This is a genomic window from Devosia sp. LjRoot3, from assembly GCF_964252865.1.
GTDB lineage: Bacteria > Pseudomonadota > Alphaproteobacteria > Rhizobiales > Devosiaceae > Devosia.
In genome coordinates this window covers 462,842-487,076 of sequence record NZ_CAXUPK020000001.1, presented here as the reverse complement: position 1 = coordinate 487,076, position 24,235 = coordinate 462,842, and the positions used below count along the sequence as shown (strand labels likewise).

General features: G+C 62.1%; 17 protein-coding genes. 11 read left to right on the top strand and 6 right to left on the bottom strand.

Features of this window, described 5'->3' with window-relative positions; all coding sequences use genetic code 11:
- Positions 1 to 100 precede the first annotated feature (100 nt).
- The 3 genes from ACSQ2A_RS02410 to ACSQ2A_RS02400 all read left to right on the top strand — a co-directional run bounded on the left by ACSQ2A_RS02410 (position 101) and on the right by ACSQ2A_RS02400 (position 1,483).
- Positions 101 to 787 (top strand): retropepsin-like aspartic protease family protein, encoded by a 687-nt coding sequence (locus tag ACSQ2A_RS02410; protein WP_295410981.1) that lies wholly within the window; start codon positions 101 to 103, stop codon positions 785 to 787.
- An 86-nt stretch (positions 788 to 873) separates the two neighbouring features.
- Positions 874 to 1,155: a type II toxin-antitoxin system RelE/ParE family toxin gene (locus ACSQ2A_RS02405; RefSeq protein WP_436070929.1), complete on the top strand. Its 282-nt coding sequence runs from the start codon at positions 874 to 876 to the stop codon at positions 1,153 to 1,155.
- 31 nt (positions 1,156 to 1,186) lie between these two features.
- Positions 1,187 to 1,483: a HigA family addiction module antitoxin gene (locus ACSQ2A_RS02400; RefSeq protein WP_436070928.1), complete on the top strand. Its 297-nt coding sequence runs from the start codon at positions 1,187 to 1,189 to the stop codon at positions 1,481 to 1,483.
- Between the two features lie 3 nt (positions 1,484 to 1,486).
- Here the strand turns inward: ACSQ2A_RS02400 and dusA are convergent, their stop codons facing one another.
- A complete protein-coding gene (gene dusA, locus ACSQ2A_RS02395; RefSeq protein WP_436071621.1) occupies positions 1,487 to 2,509 on the bottom strand; it encodes a tRNA dihydrouridine(20/20a) synthase DusA in 1,023 nt (340 codons plus the stop codon).
- Between the two features lie 165 nt (positions 2,510 to 2,674).
- On the opposite strand from dusA, the gene ACSQ2A_RS02390 reads away from it, so the two are divergent.
- The 3 genes from ACSQ2A_RS02390 (at position 2,675) to ACSQ2A_RS02380 (ending at position 5,989) form a co-directional block, all read left to right on the top strand.
- Positions 2,675 to 3,124, top strand: coding sequence for a universal stress protein (locus ACSQ2A_RS02390; protein ID WP_436070927.1), 450 nt, complete (start codon positions 2,675 to 2,677; stop codon positions 3,122 to 3,124).
- 130 nt (positions 3,125 to 3,254) lie between these two features.
- Complete coding sequence (locus ACSQ2A_RS02385) at positions 3,255 to 4,628, top strand: FGGY-family carbohydrate kinase (protein ID WP_436070926.1); 1,374 nt, start codon at positions 3,255 to 3,257, stop codon at positions 4,626 to 4,628.
- 71 nt (positions 4,629 to 4,699) lie between these two features.
- On the top strand, positions 4,700 to 5,989 hold the full coding sequence (locus tag ACSQ2A_RS02380) for an NAD(P)/FAD-dependent oxidoreductase (RefSeq protein WP_436070925.1): 1,290 nt from the start codon (positions 4,700 to 4,702) through the stop codon (positions 5,987 to 5,989).
- On the opposite strand, the gene ACSQ2A_RS02375 is transcribed toward ACSQ2A_RS02380, so the two are convergent.
- On the bottom strand, positions 5,986 to 6,903 hold the full coding sequence (locus ACSQ2A_RS02375; protein WP_295410967.1) for a DMT family transporter: 918 nt from the start codon (positions 6,901 to 6,903) through the stop codon (positions 5,986 to 5,988). The genes ACSQ2A_RS02380 and ACSQ2A_RS02375 overlap by 4 nt on opposite strands.
- Positions 6,904 to 7,052: 149 nt before the next feature.
- The gene (locus ACSQ2A_RS02370; RefSeq protein WP_436070924.1) at positions 7,053 to 9,527 is read right to left on the bottom strand and encodes a beta-mannosidase; all 2,475 of its coding nucleotides are present in this window, start codon (positions 9,525 to 9,527) and stop codon (positions 7,053 to 7,055) included.
- 237 nt (positions 9,528 to 9,764) lie between these two features.
- On the opposite strand from ACSQ2A_RS02370, the gene ACSQ2A_RS02365 reads away from it, so the two are divergent.
- Both ACSQ2A_RS02365 and ACSQ2A_RS02360 read left to right on the top strand, forming a co-directional pair.
- A complete protein-coding gene (locus tag ACSQ2A_RS02365) occupies positions 9,765 to 11,747 on the top strand; it encodes a putative bifunctional diguanylate cyclase/phosphodiesterase (protein WP_436070923.1) in 1,983 nt (660 codons plus the stop codon).
- Positions 11,748 to 11,840: 93 nt separating this feature from the next.
- Complete coding sequence (locus ACSQ2A_RS02360; protein ID WP_436070922.1) at positions 11,841 to 12,212, top strand: DoxX family protein; 372 nt, start codon at positions 11,841 to 11,843, stop codon at positions 12,210 to 12,212.
- 138 nt (positions 12,213 to 12,350) lie between these two features.
- Here ACSQ2A_RS02360 and ACSQ2A_RS02355 read toward each other — a convergent pair whose 3' ends face one another.
- Together ACSQ2A_RS02355 and ACSQ2A_RS02350 are read right to left on the bottom strand one after the other, a co-directional pair.
- Positions 12,351 to 14,207, bottom strand: a complete 1,857-nt coding sequence (locus ACSQ2A_RS02355; RefSeq protein ID WP_436070921.1) for an ABC transporter ATP-binding protein — start codon at positions 14,205 to 14,207, stop codon at positions 12,351 to 12,353.
- 206 nt (positions 14,208 to 14,413) lie between these two features.
- Complete coding sequence (locus ACSQ2A_RS02350) at positions 14,414 to 16,276, bottom strand: ABC transporter ATP-binding protein (RefSeq protein ID WP_436070920.1); 1,863 nt, start codon at positions 16,274 to 16,276, stop codon at positions 14,414 to 14,416.
- 302 nt (positions 16,277 to 16,578) lie between these two features.
- Between ACSQ2A_RS02350 and pepN the strand changes: the two genes are divergently transcribed.
- The 3 genes from pepN (at position 16,579) to ACSQ2A_RS02335 (ending at position 21,317) form a co-directional block, all read left to right on the top strand.
- Positions 16,579 to 19,215 carry an aminopeptidase N gene (pepN, locus tag ACSQ2A_RS02345; protein WP_436070919.1) on the top strand — a complete coding sequence of 879 codons (2,637 nt, stop codon included), beginning with the start codon at positions 16,579 to 16,581 and terminating at the stop codon, positions 19,213 to 19,215.
- 269 nt (positions 19,216 to 19,484) lie between these two features.
- Positions 19,485 to 21,140, top strand: coding sequence for a sensor histidine kinase (locus ACSQ2A_RS02340; RefSeq protein WP_436070918.1), 1,656 nt, complete (start codon positions 19,485 to 19,487; stop codon positions 21,138 to 21,140).
- A gap of 3 nt (positions 21,141 to 21,143) precedes the next feature.
- Positions 21,144 to 21,317 carry a hypothetical protein gene (locus ACSQ2A_RS02335; protein ID WP_436070917.1) on the top strand — a complete coding sequence of 58 codons (174 nt, stop codon included), beginning with the start codon at positions 21,144 to 21,146 and terminating at the stop codon, positions 21,315 to 21,317.
- On the opposite strand, the gene ACSQ2A_RS02330 is transcribed toward ACSQ2A_RS02335, so the two are convergent.
- Positions 21,314 to 24,193, bottom strand: a complete 2,880-nt coding sequence (locus tag ACSQ2A_RS02330) for a bifunctional [glutamine synthetase] adenylyltransferase/[glutamine synthetase]-adenylyl-L-tyrosine phosphorylase (protein WP_436070916.1) — start codon at positions 24,191 to 24,193, stop codon at positions 21,314 to 21,316. The genes ACSQ2A_RS02335 and ACSQ2A_RS02330 overlap by 4 nt on opposite strands.
- Positions 24,194 to 24,235 lie beyond the last annotated feature (42 nt).

The following is a 24,235-nucleotide window of genomic DNA, read 5'->3' as shown; positions in this document are numbered from 1 at the left end:
GCGGCACTGTGACTGCGCCATATGGTCGGCGCAAAGTCTTGAAATCGTGACGGTCTGTCCCTTAATCGAAGGGGATTAGAGGTTGAGGGAAAGCAGAGACATGATCTTCATCGGCATTGCCCTGCTTGTAGCGGCCGGAATCGCCCTGATGATCTCGGCCGATGCCGGGAGCATGATCGGTCTCACCCAGACGCAGACAGCGCAACTGGTGCCGCTCGTCGTCATCCTCATCGTCTTTGCCGGTGGTGCCTTTGCGCGCCGCCGCCAGGCCGCGGAGCTGATTGGCGCGCTGGTCCTGTGGGTTGGCATCTTTGCTGTGGTCGGGGTTGGCTATGCCTATCGTGACGAGTTGATGGGCGTGGTCGGCCGGGTCACCGGCGAATTGCGGCCCGGCGTTGCCGTGGTGGACAGTGAGCGTGGCACGGCGGTGTTCCGGCGCGGCTTTGGCGGGCATTTCGAGATTGCGGCCACGGTCAATGGCCATACGACGCCGATGATTTTCGACACCGGAGCCAGCGCCGTGGTGTTGACGCGCGCGGACGCGGAGGCAGCGGGCATCGACCTATCCGAACTGCGCTATGCAATCCCGGTATCGACGGCTAACGGCACCGGCATGGCAGCGCGGACACGACTCAAGACCATCGAGGTCGGCGGCATTTCGCGGCGGAATATTCCGGCCTTCGTGGCGGAGGACGGGGCGCTGGAAACGAGCCTTTTGGGCATGACGTTTCTGGAGACGCTGGGGCGCTACAGCGTGACGCAGAACTCGCTGGAGCTGCAGGATTAGCGGATCAGTCTCGTATCACACTATGATACAAACTCTTGCTATTTGTATCTTCACATGATACATACTCCCAAATATGGGGTTGGGGCGTGATCGTATCTGTCAAAGGACGATTTGCGGAGGACGTGGCGAAAGGCAAGGCTCCGCGGGGCTTTCCGAACGATCTTGTTCGCTCGGCCCAGCGCAAGCTCATCATGATCGACAGCGCTCTCGAACTGCGGGATTTGCTGTCGCCTCCCGGCAATCGACTTGAACAGCTCAAGGGCAATCGCAAGGGGCAGCATTCGATCCGGATCAACGACCAGTGGCGTATTTGCTTTGTCTGGAAAAATGACGGCGCCCACGACGTCGAGATCACCGACTACCACTAGGCCGATTGTGGCCCGAAACGGAGTTCGTCAAATGCCAATTCAGATTGTGCCAGCGATCCATCCGGGTGAAATCCTTCGTGAGGAATATCTTCTGCCGCTCAACATGTCGGCGGGCGCTCTTGCCAAGAAGCTGCGTGTTCCCCGTACGCGCATTGAGCGCCTGATCAAAGAAACCCACCCGATCACTTCGGATACGGCTCTTCGCCTCGCAAAATTCTTCGACACGACACCCCAGTACTGGCTGCAGATGCAAATGACCTACGACCTGGCGCAGGATGGGCCGGCGCTGGCGAGCGAGATCGAACAGATCGAGGTGCTTGCGGCCTGAGCTTCAGCTCGCGACGGCTTCGGCGCGTTCCTCGACCACCGAGAGCGCGTGCAGGAACACTTCCGGGCCGGCCTTGGGCTTGCAGGCGTCGACGCTCAAAATCTGGCGGAACTGGCGGGCGCCGGGGCGGCCGTTGGCGAGGCCGAGCATGTGGCGGGCGATGTTGTTGAGGCGCGTGCCGGTCCGCAATTGGGCTTCGGCGTAGTCGGCCATGGCCTGCATGATTTCGGCAAGGGTAAGCGTTGACGGCGCGTCGCCGAAGAGGCGGTGATCGACTTCGGCCAGCATCATCGGATTGTGATAGGCGGCGCGGCCGAGCATGACGCCGTCCATGTGCTGGAGGTGCTCGTTGATCTCTTCGAATGTTTCGATGCCGCCGTTGATCATCGTCGGCAGGGGCGCGAGGCGCTGGCGCAGGCGACAGACGCGCGGGTAGTTGAGCGGCGGGATGGTGCGGTTTTCCTTGGGACTTAGTCCCTGGAGCCAGGCTTTGCGGGCGTGGACATAGAGCGCGGCGACGCCGGCTTCGGCCATCTTGTCAGCGAAGCGATCTAGGCTCTCCTCGATGTCCTGCTCGTCGATGCCGATGCGGCATTTGACGGTCACGGGCTTATCGGTGGCGGAGCGCATGGCGCGGACGCAGTCGGCCACGAGGTCGGGCTCGGCCATGAGGCAGGCGCCAAATTTGCCAGACTGCACGCGGTCCGAAGGGCAGCCGACATTGAGATTGATCTCGTCGTAGCCGTAGAGGTCGCCCTGGCGAGTGGCGGCGGCGAGGTCAGCCGGGTCGGAGCCGCCCAATTGCAGGGCGACGGGCTGCTCTGCGGGATCGAAGCGCAGGTGGCGGTCGGTATCGCCATGGATGATGGCGCCGGTGGTGATCATTTCCGTGAACAGCAGCCCGCGCTTGGTCAGCAGGCGATGCAGATATCTGCAATGCCTGTCGGTCCAATCAATCATCGGTGCAACGGAAAAGCGGCGGGCGGTCTCTAGCGAGACTTCCTGGCCGCGCCCCACTTTGGTCATCGGCGCTATTTCATCTGATATTCGGAGTGGCGTCCAATACCCTCTTCCGACCTTGCGGGCAATGCCGGGCGTGATCTGGACCATGGCGAGCATGATCTGGATCAATGTGTTGATACCAGCGTTGTTCTATAGTCTTGTCATCGCAGCCAACGGGGGATTATCGCCATGTACTCGAACATCGTTTGCGCCATCGACGGGTCGGACCTTAGCACCAAGGCCTTTACCCATGCCATTGCGCTGGCGGGTAAGCTCGGCGCCAGGCTGACCGCCGTCACCGTTACCGATCCTTCCATCATCATCGCGCCGGGCGCGGAAATGATGATGGTAGACACATCAAGCATCCTGGCCGAACTCGACAAGGCCAAGGAAGAGTCCGCCAAGGGTGTGCTGGAGGATGCAACCAGGCTGGCGAGCGCCGCCGGTATCAGTCTAGCGACCCACCACGTGCCCGATCTGCCGGCGGCTGAAGGCATTATCAGGCAAGCGAAAACTGCGGGCGCCGACCTCATCGTCATGGGCTCTCATGGTCGTCGTGGGCTCGGCCGGCTGCTGCTCGGCTCGCAGGCGGCGGAAGTTCTGGCCCATGCCGAAATTCCGGTTCTGATCATCAAATAGAGTGTCCTTGGCGCTTCGATCTTCGCGGAAACCGGTACCGACTTTTCCGCACGAAGCACTAACATGTCAGCTATGGCGCGGCGCCGGATTTTCCGCTATGGGGCCGGTACCCTAGAGAAAGCGTCGCGCCATGACTCAGTCCCTGCCCCGCCATATCGCCGTGATCGATATCGGCAAGACCAATGCCAAGGTCGTGCTGATCGATGCGGCAAGCGAAGCGCTGCTCGGCTCGCTCAGCCGGCCCAATAGCGTACGCCGCGAAGCGCCCTATCCGCATGCCGACGTCGAGGGGCTGTGGGACTTTATCCTCTCGAGCCTGGGCGAACTTCACCGCGAACACGGGATCGACGGTATTTCAATCACCACCCACGGCGCCACTGCCGCGCTGATGGCAGGCGATCGACTGGCGCTGCCGGTGCTCGACTATGAATATGATGGCACACAGGCCTCGGACGAAGCCTATGATCGCGCCCGGCCGGGGTTTGCCGAGACGTTGTCGCCGCGCCTGCCCAATGGGCTCAATCTTGGGGCGCAGATTTTCTGGCAGTCGCGGGCTTTTCCGGAAGACTTCGCCAAGGTCACCGCGATCCTGACCTATCCGCAATATTGGGCGTGGCGCCTGACCGGCATTCACGCCAGCGAAGTGACCTCGCTCGGCTGCCACACCGATCTCTGGTCGCCGGACAAGGGCGACTTTTCCTCGATGGTCGATGCGCAGGGTTGGCGGGCTTTCTTCCCGCCGATCAAGCCAGCAGCTTCGGTGCTCGGGCCGCTGCTGAACAATCTTGCCGACTATACGGGACTGCCGGCGGATACGCCGGTGACCTGCGGCATCCATGATTCCAATGCCTCGCTGGTGCCGCATCTTGGTCGCCACGAAACGCCCTTCACTATTCTCTCGACCGGCACATGGGCCATTGCGATGACCGTGGGCGGGGATACAGCAAAACTCGACCAGGCGCGGGACAGCCTTGCCAATGTCGATGCTTTTGGCCGGCCCGTGCCGACGGCGCGCTTCATGGGCGGGCGCGAGTTCGACACCATCGTGGGCAAGATGGTTGCGCCGAGCGAAGTCGATATCGCCGCGGTGATCGAGCGCGACGTGCAGGCGCTGCCGACCTTTGCGCCCGGCGTAGGTCCCTTTGCAGATGGGCGGGGGCGCTGGACCGTGGCGCCCGAGGGGTTGACGGACGGCGAGCGTACGGCTGCGGCCTCACTGTATCTGGCGCTAGTGGCGCGCGAATGCCTTGATCTGTGCGGACTGGGCAAGAGCATCACCATCGAAGGGCCGCTGGCGCGCAATGCCGTGTTCGGCGCGGCGCTGGCGACACTGGCTGAGCGGCCGGTGCATGCTTCGGGCGACGGCACGGGCACGAGCCTTGGGGCTAGCCTGCTGTTCGGTGGCAAGCCGGCCCACGAGCAGCATGACAGCCCCATTTCGCCCCTGGTTCATCCCGGATTTGCGGACTATGCGCGGCGCTGGCGGGAACGCGCCAAGGCCTAGGCCTTGGGCCGAGATGCATTGACGGCGGGCCATCGGTACCCCATGTCTGGATCACAGACATGGAGGCCGACATGGCAGAGCCGAAGCACCGCATCGTAATCATTGGCGGCGGCTTTGGCGGTATAGCGGCGGCGCAAGCGCTGGCGCGCGCCGATGTCGAGGTGTTGCTGATCGACCGGCGCAACCACCATCTCTTCCAGCCCCTGCTCTATCAGGTCGCGACCGCGTCGCTGAGCCCATCGGAAATCGCCTGGCCGATCCGCCATATCCTGCGGAGGCAACGCAATACGCGGGTGATCATGGCAACGGTGACCGGGATCGATGTGGCGAACCGGCAGGTGCTGATCGAGGATGGCGCGCCGGAGCGCTATGATAGCCTGATCATCGCGACGGGTGCGCAGCACGCCTATTTCGGCAATGACCAATGGGAAGAGTTTGCGCCCGGGCTCAAGACGCTCGAGGACGCCACCGCGATCCGCCGAAAACTGCTGCTGGCTTTTGAGGCAGCGGAGCGGGAGTTTGATCCGCGCAAGCGCCGGGCGCTGTTGACCTTCGCCATTATCGGGGCCGGGCCGACGGGCGTCGAAATGGCCGGCGCGATCAGTGAGCTCGGACGGGCAAGCCTGGCCGGGCAGTTCCAGACCATCGCACCGGAAGACCTGCGCGTGGTGCTGATCGAAGGCGCGGATCGCGTCCTCCTCAACTTCAAGCCGGAGCTATCGGCCTATGCGCTGAAGTCGCTCGAAGATCTCGGTGTCGAGGTTGAACTCGGCCAGATGGTCAAGGCGATCGATGAAGACGGCGTTTCGTTTGGTGAGAAGCGCCTCGCGACCAAGACGGTGATCTGGGCGGCAGGGGTGGCCGCTTCGCCGGCCGCGAAATGGCTGGGGGTGGAAGCGGATCGATCCGGGCGGGTGAAAGTCGAGCCAGACCTTTCCGTGCCCGGGCACCCCGAAATCTTTGTGGTCGGCGACACGGCCAGCATTGCGCGGCCGGATGGAAAACCGGTGCCAGGCGTCGCTCCTGCGGCAAAGCAGGCGGGCGCGCATGCTGCCCGCGCTGTGTTGAGGCGCGTGGCCGGCGACAAGGCCCAACAACCCTTTGTCTATCGTCATGACGGCGATCTGGCGACCATCGGCAAGCAGGCGGCGGTGATCGATTTCGGCTGGCTGACGCTCAAGGGCTGGTTTGCCTGGTGGGTGTGGGGCATTGCCCACATCTACTTCCTGGTGGACGTGAAGAACCGCATCTTCGTGGCCATGAGCTGGCTGTGGATTTATCTCACCGGCCAGCGCAGCGCCCGGCTGATCACGCATTCGACTGCACCTGTTGCGGAGACGCTGGCAGATGTGGACAGCTAGGCTGGCTCGTTGACCGGGGTAACCTCAGCCTTGGAAAGCTGGCGTTCGCGCAGCCAGATATAGAGGCCGCTCAAGATGATGATGGCGGCGCCCAGGATGAACCACTGGTCGGGTGGCTGGTTGAAAATCAGCCAGCTGGCGATCGAGAGGTAGAGCAGGCTGAGATAGCTGAACGGGGCAAGGATGGCCGGCGCGGCGAAGCGATGGGCCACCGAATTGAGGAAGTGCCCACCAAGGCCCGCTGCGCCCATGATGAAGAAGGCGACCCAGGAGATCGGCTGGGTCGGCCATGCCCAATCCGTAAAGGCGACCGGCGCCAGGAGAATGACGGGCGTTGCGCCGGCAAAGAACTGCTGGGTTGAAGCGCTGTCGACGCCCGCGAGCTTGCGCGTGAGGATAGAAAAGAGCGCCAGGAAGAAGGCGCAGCCGAGGCTCAATAGGGCGGCCGGCTGAAAGGCCTCTGAGCCGGGGCGCACGATGATCAGAATGCCGATGAAACCAACGCCGATGGCAAGCCAGCGGCGCCAGCCGACTGTGTCACCCAGAAGCGGGCCGGACATGGCGCAGATCAGCAGCGGCGAGGTGAACTGGATGGCGCTGGTGACCGTGAGCGGCAGATAACGCATGGCGAGGAAATTGAGGCCGGTGGTCGCCAGCAAGCAGACGCCGCGCAGGATTTCGAGCTTCCAATTGTTGCTCTTCATCACGTTGAAGCCGCTGACCGGCAGGAAGAGCAGCAGCAGGAGCGCCAGGTGCATGCCGTAACGCATGAAGACGATCTGCGTTGTCGCCATGCCTTCGACCGACAGCCATTTGGCCGAAATATCAAGCACGAGAAGAACGAGCTGGGACATCAGCACCAGGCCAATGCCCAGGTTCGCGCGGCTCTCGATGGGCGAAACCGTGGATGCCATCAGACGAGTCCATATCCGGCAGGGAACAAGAACGTGCCGAGAATACGGGGGCGAGACATGGCTGGTCCGGGCAGGAAGAAAAAGGCGGTCCCGCACCGATGCGCGATGGGGACCGCCAAGTCAATGCTCTAGTATGGAAGAGGCGTCGCTCAGAACGTCTCCGCGAGATTGCGCAGCGTCAGCGAGGCGGCGAGATCAGAGGACGTCACCCTGGCGCCGTGGCGCGGAATGAAGGTGAGATCGACCTTCTGGCCCGGCAGGAGCGTGATGGCATTGTCCGAGAAATAGCCTGGGATATCGACTGTCGCGGTGGCGAAGAAGGCGGGCTTGTCGCTTGAGAGCGTCAGCACGGCCTGACCATCCCGATCCGACCACGCGGCAGAGATGGATGGCTGCACCAGCTCGTAGGCCTTGTAGGGCTTCGGGAAATAGTCGTTTTCGCCGAGGATCGTGCCGGTCGCATCCTTCCAGGTGAAGTAGAGGAATTCGTCGGTGGCGAGGTTCGCGGCGGAAATGGTCGTGACGCCAATGGCTGCGTCGGCGCTGATGGCGCTGTTGCCCGAGAAGACAATGCGGCTTTCGCCGGTGACTTTCGCCGCGATGACTTCGAGAGCGATCGAGACCGGGCGGCCGGTGTCGTTGATGCCCTTGAGCGTGATCTCGGAGCCATCGGCATTGGGCACAGCCACCACGTTGACGAGGCGGAAGAAGCGCTTTGCCATGTGGTGCATCAGCTTCCACTGCCCGCCATAGTCGAGGCTCGACCAGCTCGCCACCGGCCAGATGTCGTTGATCTGCCAATAGAGCGTGCCCATGCAGCGCGGCTTGGTGGAGCGCCAGTATTCGATGGCGGTCTTGATGGCGAGGCCCTGCTGAATCTGGGAGAGGAACACCATCTGGTCGAAATCGCGCGGGAAGCGGAAATAGCGCGTCATCGTTTCGATGATGCGGGCATTACCGCCATTGTTGCGCTGGTGGTTTTCCATGACCGGCGAGGACGGATTACGGTCCCTTTCTTCCGAGAAGGTCTCGATGACATTCATCGAGGTGAAGGACTGGAAACCGAACTCGGAGGCAAAGCGCGGATTGACGGTACGATAGGCGTCAAAGCTCTTGGCCGAGTGCCAGACGTCCCAATAGTGGAGGTCGCCGCGGGTATCGGAATGCCAGCCGTCGGAAAAGTCCATGTAGCCGAGCGAGGGCGAGGACGGCCAGAAGCGGCGGGCCGGGTCTTCGTCTTCGACGATCCGGTGCAGCATGGAATTGAGCCGGTCGTAATTGGCGATGTAGCGCTCTTTTTCGGCGCGGGTTTCCGGGTACCAGTTGAGCGAGCCGATGACTTCGTTGTCGCCGCACCAGAGGGCAATGGAGGCGTGGTGGCTAAGGCGGCGCACTTGCTGGGTGATTTCGGTTTCGACCGAGGCGAGGAATTCGCGGTCGGACGGGTAGCTCATGCAGGAGAACATGAAATCGTGCCAGAGCAGGATGCCGAGTTCGTCGCAGAGCTCGTAGAAATAGTCCGGCTCATACTGACCGCCGCCCCAGATGCGGAGCATGTTCATGTTCGCGGCCTTGGCGCTTTCGAGGAGATCGCGGATGACCGTGGGCGTGACGCGCGAGGGAATGGCGTCGGCCGGGATCCAGTTGGCGCCCATCATGGTGATATCGCGGCCATTGATGCGGCACTTGAACGAGTGGTCGATCTCGTCCTTCTCGATGATCCATTCGAGCTTTCGGAGACCAATCTTGCGGGTGGTGACTTCGCCTTCGAGGTTCGTCGTCAGCTCATAAAGCGGCTGGGCGCCCTGCCCCGCCGGCCACCAGATTTTTGGATTGGAAATCGTCACATTGTGGGTGAAGACGTTTTCGCCCTTCTGGACCGCGACCTTGTCGGTGATGGTCTGGCCGTCGATCTTGTGTTCGAGTTCGACTTCGCCATGGGCGAAGGCGAAGACGCGGGTTCTTACTGAGAGTTCGACAGAATTGGCGCCGTGGGTCTGTTCGACCTCGACACTGTCCTGGCGGGCGAGGCGCGATTTGCGCAGGCTCATCGTGCCGTAGACGCCGACGGGCATGGTGCAGATGCCCCAGTCCCAACCCGCATGGCAGGCTGCCTTGCGGATGAAGTTCATGTGGATGCCCTTCAACCCATTGGTCTGGTAATTGTAGGTGAAGGGGATCGGGAAGGGGTGCGCGTCCGAGCGCGCCTTGGCGACATCGGGGGCAACGCCGAACTCGATGCGCAGGATATTTTCGCCCAGATGCACCTTGCCGGTGACGTCGATGTCGTTGCGGACAAAGCTATTGTCGGTGCGGGCGACGACTTCGCCGTTGAGCAGGATGGTGGCGATGCAATCGACTTCGGAGAGGGTCAGCGTCAAGTAGCCGTCGATATCGGCCGCCGAGGCGTCGAAGCGGCGCTCGACATGCCATTCCGTCTCGCCCACCCACATCACGACCTTTTCGTTCTCGCCGAAATAGGGATCGGGGATGAGATCGGCAGCGAGGAGCGCGCCGTGCACGTCGCCCGGCAGAGTGATTGCCGTCGTGATGTTGCGCGCCGGCGCGGTCAGGCCATAGGCGCCGCTGAGATCAAGTGCGGTGTTGAAGCTGGATATCGTCAAGTCGTCCTCCTGCCAGCCGCGGCCGGCACCTCTGGCAGTCGCAAATCAACTACCGAAATCGATTTCGGAGGCGTTTGTAGCGGGAAGCGCGGCGCCTTCCAATGGGCAGAAAAGGGTTTTTTGCTGCCTGTTGCATCGTTGCGAATGCGAAATTTGCTGCCCGAGGAGACCACCGCCGTAGATTTACTGATCTGTTAGGAAATCCAAGCCTAGGCTTGTCATACAAAGGGCAGTGCCATGTCAGTATTCCGGCGCCTGGGCCGCGTCATTTTTGAGTCTCCGGGGTCGGCAGAACTGTCGCTGGCCCAATGGCACGCACTTAAGCGCCAAGTGCCGCTGATGTACGCCATGCTGCTGGCCAATATGATCATCCTGGCCGCAACGCATTTCTCCGGCGCCCCCAGGTTTCTGACGATGCTCATCCCCGCAGTGCTCACCGTGCTCTGCGGCTCGCGCATCCTGCGTTGGGTGCGCAGCGATAGCGCGACAATCACACCGGACCAAGCGCGCCGCGATATCAGGGCCATGGTGGTCCTCGGCCCGCTCATTGCCGTGGGCATCTCGTGCTGGGCGCTCAGTCTTTACCCCTATGGCGGCCCACTGCAGCAGGCGCACATCGCCTTTTTCATGGCCATCACCACCATTGGCTGCATGTTCTGCCTGCTCAATGTCCGCCTGGCGGCCGTGGCGATAACCGCCTGCGTTCTCATCCCCTTTACCGCCTTCTTCGCCCTGACCGGGCAACCCGTATTCATCGCCATTGCCCTGAACATGGTTCTGGTGACAGCAATCCTTGCGACAATCCTGATCGACAATTATCGCGGCTTTACCGGGCTGGTTGCGTCCCGCCAGGAAATGGCGCGTCGGCAGGAGCAGACGCAGCAATTGCTCGATGAAAACCACCGCCTTGCCTGGCTCGACAGCCTGACCGGGGTGCCCAATCGCCGGTCCTTTCAGAAGGAGCTGGCAAGAGCCCTGGAGGACGCCAAGGCAAACGGAAAAACCATCGCAGTGGCGCGGCTCAATCTCGATCGCTTCAAGGCGGTGAACGAGGTTTTCGGTCAAATCATGGGTGACCGGGTTCTGATCGAGGTGGCGCAGCGGATCGACATCACCCGGCCGTTCTCGTCCTTTCTCGCACGCCTCGACAGCGACAATTTTGCTGTGATCCTGACCGAGAATTCGTCGGGGGCCAATCTGGAGCGGCTCGGCCAGCGCCTTTGCGAGGCCATTGCACGGCCGGTCAAACTGCCGCTGGGTACTGCTCATGTCACCGCCTCCATCGGCTTTGCCGCATCGGGGCCGGAGGACACGCCGGAAACGCTGTTCGACCACGCCGACTATGCCGGATGGCTTGCCAAGCGCGACGCGCGGGGCGGCACCATGGTGTTTTCGGCCATCGATGCACATGACCTCAGGCAGATCCGGCGCATGGAGCATCTGCTGCACACGGCCGATCTCGACGAAGAAATCTATGTCCTGCTGCAGCCGCAATTCGACATTGCCATTGGCGAGACGACGGGCTTTGAAGTGCTGGCGCGCTGGCGCAGCCCGATCCTGGGCGAAGTGTCGCCGGCCGAGTTCATTCCCATGGCCGAGCGCATGGGCCAGATCGGAAAAATCACCCAGATCGTGCTGCGCAAGGCGCTGGCGATCAGCGAGCAGTTGCCACGACGCATGCGTCTCTCGGTCAATCTTTCGGCCAATGACATTGGCTCGCCGGCGGCCATTGATGCCGTCATCGCGCAGGTGGAGGCCGCGCCGCGCCCGAGCCGCGTCGATTTCGAGATCACCGAGACGGCCATCATGCGCGATCTCGACCAGGCCAAGGAGGCGCTTTCGCGCCTTCTCAGCCTTGGCGCGCGCATTGCCCTCGACGATTTCGGCACGGGGCATTCCAGCCTCACCCATGTGCAGCGCCTGCCGCTGCATCGCATCAAGATCGATCGCAGTTTCGTCGCCGAAGTGACAAGCGATCCGACCAGCCGCGCCATCGTCAAGACCATGGTCGATCTCTGCCGGAACCTGGGCATGTCCTGCGTTTTCGAAGGGATCGAGACCGAGGCACAACTCGAGGCCCTTGCCGGCCTCGGTGGCACGGTGATGCAGGGCTACCTTTTCGGGCGACCGATGCTGCCGGAGCAGGCTCTCGCTCATGCCGAAAAGAGCGAAGCGGGTTGGCGCCCGGAGCACAACCAGCGCTTTGGCGCGGCGAGCTGATCTGGATAAATCTCTGTCAGCGCCTGTCGAAATCCGCCCTGTCGCTTCGTCGCGGAAACGAGCGGACGATGACGGAACCGCAGGAGGCAAAGAATGATCAGGACTGGTTGGGTATTGAGCGCGCTGGTGACGCTCTTTCTTCTGGGGGCTTCGGCGGCACCCAAACTCATCAATTCACCGCTGGCGCTTGAGCCACTGGAAGTGGTGGGCTGGCCGGCAAAATACCTGCTGCTGATCGGCATTATCGAGGTGGTCTGCGCCGTGCTCTACATCATCCCGCGCACGGCACTGCTCGGTGCGGTGCTGATGACGGCACTGCTTGGCGCTGCGCTGGCGGCAAACCTGCGGGTGGACAATCCGCTCTTCAGCCATACGCTGTTCAGCATCTACCTGGGCACCTTGGCATGGGTGGCGCTGTGGATGCGGGAACCCAGGCTGAAAAACCTCTTTCCAATTGTGCGGTAGCGTCATGTTCGTCGTCACCACCGGGCTTGTCCCGGTGGCCCATGCGGAGGCGCGATGGATTGCCGGGACAGGCCCGGCAATGACGATGGCGGGGGTATCGTAGGCAAAAAAGGCCCGGTCGATTGACCGGGCCTCTTCTTATTGTGCTGCTTCGAGGTCCAGGAAACCGCCGGACTGGCGTTCCCAGAGCATGGCGTAGTGGCCGCCCGAGGCGAGGAGTTGGGCGTGGGAGCCCTCCTCCACGATCTTGCCCTTTTCGAGCACCACGAGCCGGTCCATGGCCGCAATGGTCGACAGGCGATGCGCGATGGCGATCACCGTCTTGCCCTGCATGAGCTGGGTGAGCTGCTCCTGGATCGCCGCTTCAACCTCGGAATCGAGGGCGGAGGTGGCTTCGTCGAGCACGAGGATCGGCGCGTTCTTGAGGAGAACGCGGGCGATGGCGACGCGCTGGCGCTGGCCGCCGGAGAGCTTTACGCCGCGTTCGCCCACATGGGCATCATAGGCCTTGCGGCCCTGGGGGTCGGACAGACCCATGATGACATCGTGGACATTGGCCTGTTCGGCCGCCCGCATCATTTCCTCGTCGGTCGCGTTCTGGCGGCCATATTTGAGGTTTTCGCGGACGGAGCGATGCAGCAGGGACGTATCCTGACTGACAAGGCCGATGGCGGCGCGGAGGCTTTCCTGGGTCACCGAGCGGACATCGCTGCCGTCGATCTTGATCGAACCGTCCTGCACATCGAACATGCGCAGGGCAAGGTTCACCAGCGTCGACTTGCCCGAGCCGGAGCGGCCGACAAGGCCGATCTTTTCGCCCGGCTTCACCGTCAGGCTGAACTCGTCGATGACCGACCCTTCCTTGCCGCGCCAATAGTTGAAGCTGACATTGTCGTAATGCAGCTCGCCCTTGGTGACGGCGAGAGGCTTGGCCTCCGGCGCGTCGAGCATGGTCAGAGGCTGGGCGATGGTGTCCATCGAGTCCCTGGTCGTGCCGATCTGACGGAAGATGTTGGAGCCAATTTCGAGGATCCAACCGCTCATGTTCATGATCTGCAGGGCGAAGGGGATCGCCGTTGCCACCGCTGCGGCAGTGAGCACACCATTGTTCCAGCCGGCGAGGGCCAGCCAGGTGACCGAGACCACGAGGCCCGCATTGAGCAGGAACAGGATCGACCACATGTAGGTGAACACCCGCATGAGTTTGCGGAAGCTCACGGCGTGGTCGAGGACACTGTCGGCGACATATTTGTCTTCATGCTCGCCGGAGGCGAAGGTCTTGAGCGTCTGGATATTGGTGTAGCTGTCGACGATGCGGCCGGTCATCACCGATTTGCTTTCCGAAAGCTCCTCGGAATAGCGGGCGATGAGCGGCATGGTGATGGAAAACAGCACCGCATAGAGCAGCAGCCATACCCCGATCGGCACCAGAAGAACCGGATCGAGCTGGGCCAGGACGACAATGGCGACAACGACGAAAACCAGGGCATACCAGGCCGCGTCAATGGTGAGGTTGACGCCGATTTCGATGGCTTCACCGGCCTGGATGACCTTGTTGGCGATGCGGCCGGCAAAGTCGTTCTGGAAGAAGGTCCAGCTTTGCCGGATGACATGCCAGTGGCTTTGCCATCGGACGATATCGACGAGGTTGGGGACGATGCCGTGGTTGCGCACGAGCGTGTCGAGCACGAAGGTCAGCGGGCGGACGATGACGACGACGAAGACCATCCAGAGGAAGGTCTGGGTGTGCTGGTCGAAAATTTCGCCGGGGTTTGTGGTCGCCAGCATGCCCACCACCATGCCGACAAAGACCGGCATAAGCGCATCGGCGACCGAACCAATGGCCACGAGGCCAATGCGGATCGCGAAGGCGCCTTTGAACTGGGCGACGAAGTAGCGAACGAAGGGAGTGAGGCCCATAGGCGGCTGGCGATTTTTTGCCAGGGCGACGGGCGAATAGAGATTGTCGAAGAAGTCGATGACGCGGTTGAACATTTTCTGCTCATTTTATTGAGCCGCGCCTGACAGAACGTGCTGTTCGTATCAGGTTCGGTGCCGGGAAAGGGGTTTGCATTGGCTCGGGGCGATGGCGTTCGGATTGCCCAGGTGTCGCGTCATGATGAAATCTCCCATTTGGGATCTCCTTTGGTTGGCGCCCTCCACCATGGAGGGCGTGTGAAATCTGTTTGGGACGGCGGCGCCTACTGCGCCGCGTCCTCGACTTGGTCCATCTCCAGGAACCCGCCCGATTGGCGCGCCCAGAGCTGGCTATAGATACCGCCCGAATCCACGAGCTCGGCATGGGTGCCCTGCTCGACGATCTGGCCCTTATCGAGCACCACCAGACGATCCATCATGGCGATGGTCGAAAGGCGGTGGGCGATGGCGATCACGGTCTTGCCGCGCATCAAGAGCTCGAACTGACTCTGGATGGCGGCTTCCACTTCCGAGTCCAGCGCGGATGTTGCCTCATCGAGCACCAGAATCGGGGCATTTTTCAAGAGCACGCGTGCGATAGCGATGCGCTGGCGTTGACCGCCGGAGAGTTTCACACCGCGTTCGCCCACATGGGCATCGTAACCCCTACGGCCCTTGTAGTCCGAAAGGTCGGCGATGAAGTCGTGGGCCTCGGCGAGCTTCGCCGCTTCGATCATCTCCTCTTCGGTCGCGTCAGGGCGGCCGTAGACGATGTTGTCGCGCACGGAGCGATGCAACAAGGACGTGTCTTGAGTAACGACGCCGATATTGGCGCGCAGGCTATCCTGCTGGATCGTCGCGATATCATTGCCATCCACCAGAATGCGCCCGCCCTGCCGGTCGTAGAAACGCAGCAGCAGGTTGACGATGGTCGACTTGCCCGCGCCGGAACGGCCGACAAGGCCGATCTTTTCGCCTGGGCGGATATTGAGGTTGAGCCCCTCGATGACACCAGACGATTTTCCATAGTGGAATGAGACATTGTCGAACTTGATGTCGCCCTCGACCCGGCCGATCGGCTTGGCATTGGGCTGGTCCGACACGACGCGCGGCAGCGAGATGGAATTGATGCCATCCTTGACCGTGCCGATGTTTTCGAACAGCGACGACATTTCCCACATCACCCACTGGCTCATGCCCTGGAAGCGCATGACAAGGCCAAGCGAAACGGCGAGCGCGCCGGGGCTCATGACGCCCTGCATCCAGAGCCAGATGCCGGTAGCGCCGACCGCAAAGAGCAGCAGGGCATTGGACCAGAGGACCAGCATGTTGAGCCAGGTGAAGAGCCGCATCTGGCGATAGACGGTACCCAGAAACTCATCCATGGCCTCGCGGGCATAGGACTCTTCGCGGTTGGAATGGCTGAAGAGTTTTACGGTCGCGATATTGGTGTAGCTGTCGACGATACGGCCCGTCATCATCGAGCGCGCGTCGGCCTGAGCCTGCGAAATCTTGCCCATGCGCGGGATGAAATAGACCATCAGCGCTATATAGGCGGCGAGCCAGACGAGGAAGGGAATGGCCAGGCGCCAATCCGCCGATGCCGCCAGGATGACTGCGCCGGTGAAATAGACGACGACATAGACCAGCATGTCGAGCAGCTTCATGACCACTTCGCGCACGGCGAGCGAGGTCTGCATCAGCTTGGCGCCGATGCGGCCAGCAAACTCGTCCTGGAAGTAGCTCATCGACTGGCGGATCAGGTAGCGATGCGCCATCCAGCGGATACGCTGCGGGAAATTCCCGAGCAGCGTCTGATGCATGGTCAGGGTCGAGAGCAGCGCAAAACCGGGAACGATGAAGACGATCATCGCGCCCATGAGCGCCAGCTTCCAGCCGTCCGTCTGCAGGAACGTCTTGGGATCGGCGGCGGCGAGCCAGTTCACCACATCGCCGATGAAGCTGAAGACGAGGATTTCGCCCATGGCGACCGCGGCCGCAGCAAAAGCCATGACGGCCAGCCATTTCTTGGCGCCGTGGCTATAGTGCAGGCAGAAGGCCAGAAGACCCTTCGGCGGCTCGGTCGGCTCTCCCAGGGGATAAGCGTCCAGCTGTTTTTCGAACCATTTCAGCACTTGCGTCACCATGTATATCGTCCGGAATGGACACCATGGCCGAACGCTAAGTGACGGCTATGACATTGGCCGTCAGCAGGTTCTGGCGATGGGCGATCCATCCAGGGAAATTTCAAAGACCGCGCTCGATACGTTCCGTTGAACGCAGAGGAGCCGCGTGGCGTTTAGCCCAGGCCTCCTCCCTAATGCCCGGAAGCATCAAAGAATTGGGCTATGCAGCCAAGAGCGGCGTAGCATACACAAAAGGCTAGAGTCGGCTGTTGCCACTTGGCCACATTCGAGCGTCAGAAAATAACGTTGCACTGGACCATTTCATGCGCACCGAAACCGAGCACACGATCTTCCTCAAGGACTACGCGCCGACGCCGTATCGGATCGTTGCCGTAGACATGGATTTCAAGATCACCGAGGCGGGAACGCGGGTCCGGACGCAGATGACGATCGAGCCGCGGCCGGAAACGGCGCCCGGCACATCGCTCGTGCTCGACGGTGACGGTTTGACGCTGCAATCAATCGCCATCGATGGACTGCCGCTGATGCTGTCGGGCTATGCGACTGATGACAATGGGCTGACCGTCGTGGAGCCACCCTTCCGTCGCTTCGTGCTCGAAACCGAAGTCAATCTGACCCCCGAGACCAATACTAAGCTGATGGGGCTTTATCGCTCGAGCGGCACCTGGTGCACGCAGTGCGAGCCCGAGGGATTCAGACGCATCACCTATTATCTCGACCGCCCCGATATTCTGGCACCCTTCAAGGTGCGGATCACGGCGCCGCGCGATATCGCGCCGGTCCTGCTCTCCAACGGCAATCTCATCGACAAGGGCGACGCGGGCGACGGCACGCATTTTGCGCTTTGGGAAGATCCGTTCCCCAAGCCCGCTTATCTCTTTGCCCTCGTTGCCGGCGATCTCGGCTCGATCACCGACACCTTTACGACGGGCAGTGGTCGCAAGGTCGACCTTGCCATCTATTGCACCCACGGCAAGGAGGCCGAATGCTTCTACGCCATGGACAGCCTCAAGCGCTCCATGGCCTGGGACGAAAAGCGCTTTGGCCTCGAATATGATCTCGATGTGTTCAACATAGTTGCCGTTAGCGATTTCAACTTCGGCGCGATGGAGAACAAGGGCCTCAACATTTTTAACGACAAGCTGGTCTTCGCCCTGCCCGAGACGGCGAGCGATGCCAACTATGCCAATATCGAACGCGTCATTGCGCACGAATATTTCCACAATTGGACCGGCAATCGCATCACCTGCCGCGACTGGTTCCAGCTTTGCCTCAAGGAAGGCCTGACGGTCTATCGAGACCAGGAATTCTCCTCGGATGAGCGCAGCCGCCCGGTGCAGCGCATCCATGACGTCGAGAACTTGCGCATCACGCAGTTCCCCGAGGATGGCGGCCCTTTGGCACATCCGCCGCGGCCAGATCGCTATCGCGAGATCAACAATTTTTACACGACGACGGTCTATCAGAAGGGCTCGGAAGTCGTGCGCATGCTGGCAACGCTCCTGGGCGAAGCCGGCTTCCGCAAGGGAATGGACCTCTATTTCGAGCGCCACGATGGCGAGGCGACGACCATCGAGGCTTTCCTGAAGGTCTTCGAGGACGCTACCGGCACCGATCTGAGCCAGTTCTCACGCTGGTATCTCAATGCCGGTACGCCGGCGGTAACGGCCAGCGACAGCTATGATGCGGCAAGCCAGACCTATACGCTGACGCTCTCGCAAAAGACCGCGCCGACGCCGAACCAGCCGGACAAGCCGCCCTTCGTCATCCCGGTGAAATTCGGCCTGATTGGCCCCAATGGCAGCCCGATGGGCTGGACTGGGGTGACCGGCGGCACGGTCAAGGACGACCTCATCGTGCTCGATGGCGATAGCGTCACGCTGACCTTTACCGGGGTTGCCAATCGCCCGGTGCCGTCGCTGCTGCGCGGCTTCTCGGCGCCGATAAAACTCTCGACCAATCTGACCCAGCAGGACCTGCTGTTCCTTGCCCGGCACGATAGCGATCCATTCAATCGCTGGGATGCACTGCAGACGGTCGCGACGCAATTGCTGGCGGCCGCCGCTACCGGCAAGGCGCCGGCGTCTGGCGATGTCGACGCGCTGCGCCAGGCCATTATCGACACGCTCAGCGATCCCTCTCTCGACCATGCGTTCAAGGCGCAGGTCATCGCCATGCCCGACGAAACGGTCATTGCCCGCCAGATCGGCAGGGATGTCGATCCGAACGCCGTTGCCGAGGCGCGCCGGGCGTTGATCCGCGCTATCGTCGGGCCCGTGGCCGAGCGCCTCGAAGCGCTTCACGCCGAATTGCAGGTCATTGAGCCCTATAGCCCCGATGCCGCCCAGGCCGGCCGCCGCTCGCTGCGAAATGGCCTCTTGTCGCTGCTGACGGCCGGGTCGGACCGCGGCGCGGCTCTCGCTGAAGTCCAGTATCATGCGGCCAGCAACATGACCGACCGCTATGCGGCCCTCGCCATTTCGGCCCACAACTGGACCAATGCGGCTCCGGCCCTTCTCGGCGATTTCCGCACGCGTTTCTCCGGCGATCCGCTGGTGTTCGACAAATGGCTGGTTGCCTCCTCGCAGGCGCCGGACGATGCAGCGATCGAGCGCCTGCGGGCCATTCTGGCGGCTCCGGATTTCCCGCGCACCAATCCGAACCGTCTGCGCGCCCTGCTCGGCAGTTTCGTGATGAGCAATCCGGCGCAATTCGCGCGGGCCGATGGCCTGGGTTTCCGCTTCATCACGGAAGCTGCGGCGGAGATCGACAAGGTCAACCCACAGGTGGCCGCCCGCATCCTCACCGGCTTCCGCATCCTGCCGCTACTGGAAAGCGGCCGTCGGGAGGCCGGCCGCACCGCTCTCGAAGCGCTTAAGAACCATCACACGCTGAGCCGCAATACCGGCGACATTGTCGACCGAATCCTCGCGGGCTAAACGCCTGATATCGAGCAAAAATGCGATGCCTCCCCACCTCAAAAGGGGGAGGCATCGCTGTTTCTGGTATCCGACCTCACCGCAGCGTTATTCTCAAAGGGCTGTGGAAGGATTTTTCTTTTCGCCTAAGTGATTCAAGAGACTCACGTTTTGGCGCCGCGCCCGTCGGGACGCAAACACCCCTATGGACAAGTCCCCTACGGGTGATTCATTACTTGTTAACGAGCAAATCGCTTCGGGGCTAACCCTTTAAATTTATGGAGAATTTCATGCGGTCGTCGGAGGTATCCGGCGCCGATGCTGATGGATTCGGCATGGGCAATGGGCATAATTTTCGGCGCCTCCGCCGCCAGGGCACGGCTGCACCCCGCGGGTTCAGACACCGTGTCCTGACGCCGATGACGCTGGCAGTCGCCGCCACCGCCTTTGCCGCAGCGACCCTTTTCATCGTCTACGACGTCGTCACCACGCTGGGCGAGATCAAGCGCGAACTCTCGCTCATCGGGGTTGCCGTCGCCGCCCGCGTTGCCAATGAGCCCACGACCGTCGCCGAAACAACCCTTGCGAGCACACCGAGCGATTTTCCAGGCATTACCCGTGCGCGCTTTGTCGAGGCAGAGGCCGATTTCGGCGATTTCTTCTCTCACGCCGTGCCGGCCGGGTCGCATGGCCTACTCAGCGTGCAGGCGGAGCAATCGGGGGCCGTTGGCGGCCTTGCCGGCCGCGGTGCAGCGGCCCTGGCACTTGCCGGCCTTGTTACCGCCTTGACGGTGCGCCGTCGTCGCGACGAGGCCATGCCCGACCCGATGGAGCGCCACACCTATCGCTCCCTCACCTCGGCGATCCCCATGGGCATTGCTTGCTGGACCACCGATGGTCGCATGATCGTCTGTAATGGCGACTATCGCGAGCGCCTGCAGCTTGATAGCGATGCCATCACCTATCCCGAAGCTCTGGGGCGCCTGCTGTCCGGCGGCTATATGAAACTGCTGCGCGAAGAGAGCGGCAACCGCCTGCTGGAGCTGCACCAACAAGACGGCTCCTGCCTGTTGATCGACGAACGCCCCCTGCCCGATGGCGGCTTCATGACCATCCTTTCGGACGAGACCGAACGCCGACGCACCGACGTTTTGCTCTCGACCATTCGCGAAGAACAGCGCCTCTTGGCGCGCCGCTACCACGAAGAAAAGATCAAGGCCGAGGCCGCCAGCCGCGCCAAGACCAATTTCCTCGCCCATCTCAGCCACGACATCCGCACCCCGCTCAACCACATCATCGGCTTTGCCGAGCTGATGGAATGCGAGACCTACGGCAAGATGGGCGATCCGCGTTACGCGGAATATGTGCAGTCGATCAAAACCTCGGGCGAGCACCTGCTCAATTCCTTCGCCGCCATTCTCGATCTCGCCGAACTCGAAAATGGACAAAAGGTGCTGCGCGCCGACGCCGTCCCGCTCGACGAAGTCATCACTGCGACCTGCCGCCGCTTCCGCGGTCAGATCGCGCGGGCCGGTCTTGCCCTCTCGGTCAATTCCGAAACCGGCGCGATGCTCTGCGGCGATCGCCTGGCCTTTGTGCGCATGGTCGGCAATATCGTCGAGAATGCCATTCGCTTTACCCCGGCCGGTGGCAAACTGACCCTCGCGACCTTTGCCGCGGACGATGGCGTCGTCATCGAAGTCACCGATACCGGCATTGGCATGAGCGAGGAACGGCTTTCGAGCCTTAGCCAACCCTTTGCCTTGGGCGATGCCACTTTCACCCGCGAGGGTGTTGGTCCGGGCCTCGGCATTTCCATTTCGCGCGCCATTGCGGAGCTAAGCGGAGGGCGGATGGTCATCGACTCCGCCCCATCCATAGGCACGACGGTCGCCATTTCGCTGCCGCTTGATGTGCGGCACAGCAAAGTGACCGTGGCGGCCTAGATCATGATCAACCGCGAGTGGCACGAAGCGCATCGTCTGGGCCCGAAAGCCAAGCTGGTCGAACGCATTGCGTGGCACATCGAGCACGCCGAGCTTTGCGGCTGCCGGGACATGCCCGAAAGCATCAAGGCCGAGCTCGCCAAGCGCGGCATTCCACAGCCGGAACGGCGGCGCTAGAGCTTTCGCGCCGCCTCGTACCAGGTCGCGGCGGCTGCAGCGACTTCTCCCTGCATCTCCGACACATCAAGCGCCAAACGTCCGAAATCGGGATAGTGGCAAAGCTGGGCCAGCAGGTCCTGGAATGCCGGAGACCAGGCTTCGTCCTTAAACGGGCTGACCAAGGCAGAACTCATCACCTGCAAGACCGTCGCATAGACCGCGTGGATTTCAGCAAGCCGCCGGCCCGTGGGCACCAGTCCAATTTCGCCGAGACGCGTCAGAACCTGAACCGGTGGCGCCTGCGGCAGGTCGATCTGCGCACCAGCAACGAGCTGGGCCGATTGGGCGATGAATTCGAGATCGACGAGGCCGCCGTCGGCGAGTTTCAGGTCGAAGGCGTGACGCGGCTTGCGCTCCTTGGCCATCAGCGCACGCATGCTCAGCACATCGTCGATGATCTTGTTCTTGTCGCGAGGCATAGCCATGACATCGGCGATTTCACGCTCGACCACGGTGGGAAGATCACCCGTACCGGCGACGACGCGGGCGCGGCTAAGCGCCAGGTGTTCCCAGGTCCACGCCTCCCCACGCTGGTAGGAGCGGAACGAGGCAAGGCTCGTCGCCAGCGGCCCGGCATTGCCGGAGGGCCGCAGCCGCATGTCTGTTTCATAGAGCACGCCCTCGCTGGTCGGCGCCGCGAGCGCAGCAACGAGGCGCTGGGTCAGGCGCGCAAAGTAATGCGATGGGGCCAGTGGCCGTTCGCCATCGGATTCCGCATCGGGCGCGTCATAGAGCAGGATGAAATCGAGGTCGGAGGTGAAGGTCATCTCCCGGCTCGCCATCTTGCCGAAAGCGAGAAGCGCCGTGGAAGCACCCTCGATCCGGCCATGGCGGCGTGCAAACTCTTCCTGCACGCTGGCAAAGAGGCGATTGAGCAGGGTTTCCGCGAGAGCCGTGAACTGTTCCCCGGCCACTGCGGCGCTGACGGTGCCCGAAAGCAGGCCGGCGGCGACGAGGAATTTTTGCTCCTGCCCGATGATGCGGGCGCGGTCGATCAGCTCCTCATAGGTGCGGGCGTCGGCGAGGAAGGAATCCACCTTGGCGACCAGCACGTCGCGATGGGTGACGTCATTGGCGAAGGCCGGATCGATGAGGCCATCCACCACATGGGCGCGATGGATGACCGCCTCGGCCATGCGCGGCGCCGAGGCCATGAATTGCACCAGCAGCGAGAGCAATTGCGCATGGTTGCGCAGCAGCGCAAAGAGCTGCACGCCGCCCGGAAGGCGGGAAAGGAAATCGTCCATGCGCGCCAGCCCGAGATCGGCGCTGCCGGCATTGGCGAGGGTCGTCAGCAGGGAGGGCAGCAGTTCCGTCAGGTGCGCCCGCGCGGCGGCGCTGCGCGTGGCGGCATAGCTGCCATAGTGCCATTTTCGAACTGTCTCGATGGCCTTGTGGGCATCGGCAAAACCCATATTGGTCAGGGTTTCGAGCGTGTTGGGATCGTCATCGCTGCCGGTAAAGACGAGATTGCCTTCCACCGTGCCGAGGGACTCTCCTTCGGTGAAAAGCTCGGCGTAGTAGCGCGCGACACGCTCCAGCGCAGCGCGATAGTCGGTCTCGAAGGTTTGCAGGTCGGGCTGGTTCATCAGCCGACCGATGACCGCTACAGCCTCAGGCGTGCCGGGCATGATGTGGGTCTGCTCGTCGCGGAGCATCTGCAGGCGGTTTTCGACAGCGCGGAGATACCAATAGGTTTCGGTCAGCTCGCTCGCCGTGGTCGGACTGATCCAGTTGGCCGCCGCCAAAGCCGCCAGGGCCTGTGAGGTCGGGCGCACGCGCAGGGCTTTGTCGCGACCACCCGCAATTAGCTGCTGGGTCTGGGCAAAAAACTCGATCTCGCGGATACCGCCGCGGCCGAGTTTGACATTGTGACCCTCGACGCGAATGTCGCCGACATTCTTGGACACATTGATCTGGCGCTTCATCGCCTGGATATCGGCAATGGTCGCGAAATCGAGATGCTTGCGCCAGACATAAGGCGCGAGCTCTTTCACGAAGGCCTCGCCTACCTGCTTGTCGCCGGCGCAGGGCCGCGCCTTGATCCAGGCGGCGCGCTCCCAGTTCTGGCCGCGCACTTCATAATAGGCCAGCGCTGCATCGACCGAGAGCGCTACGGGCGTTGAACCGGGATCAGGGCGCAGGCGCAGATCGGTGCGGAAGACATAGCCATGGGCCTGATGGTCCTCCATCAGGCCGACCAGCTTTTGCACCATGCGCGAATAGATCTTCGTGCCTTCGCTCGGGTCGACCAGCGCCGGCTTTTGCGGATCGAAGAAGGCGACGATGTCGATGTCGGAGGAATAATTGAGCTCGCGTCCGCCATGCTTTCCCAAGGCAAAGAGCGCAAGCCCGGAATTTTTCGCGCGCGCCTCTTCGCGGGGCAGCAGCAGTTGTCCCTTGTCGAAGGCCTGAACCATCAGGAAATCGAGCGCGGCCTCAAGAGCGGCATCGGCCAGGTCGGACAGTGCTTCGGTCGCTCGCGCCGTGGTCCAGACGCCACCGGTTTCGGCCACAGCCGCCAGAAGCGCGGTGCGTCCCTTGGCGATGCGCAGCGTCTGACCAAGGCCGGCTTCGTCCGCCGTAATGCCCGCTTCGGCGACCGACACCAAAAGCTCGGCAAAAACTGTATCCGGCCCGCGCTCGAGCGCATCCGCCAGCCAATCGGCATGGGTCCGGGCCAATTCGAGCAGGTAGGGCGCCGATTGCAGCAAGGTGCCGAGGGTGGGTGTCGCCGCCTTGAGGGCGGAAACCGCCGTGGCGGGCAATTCAGCCAGCAGAGCGTCAAAAGCGGGATGCGAAATGGCGGGCAAGGGCGAGAGATGGATGCTCATGAAAGAGGCATATCCCGCCGCCAAGGCGCCAGCAAGCCGCCC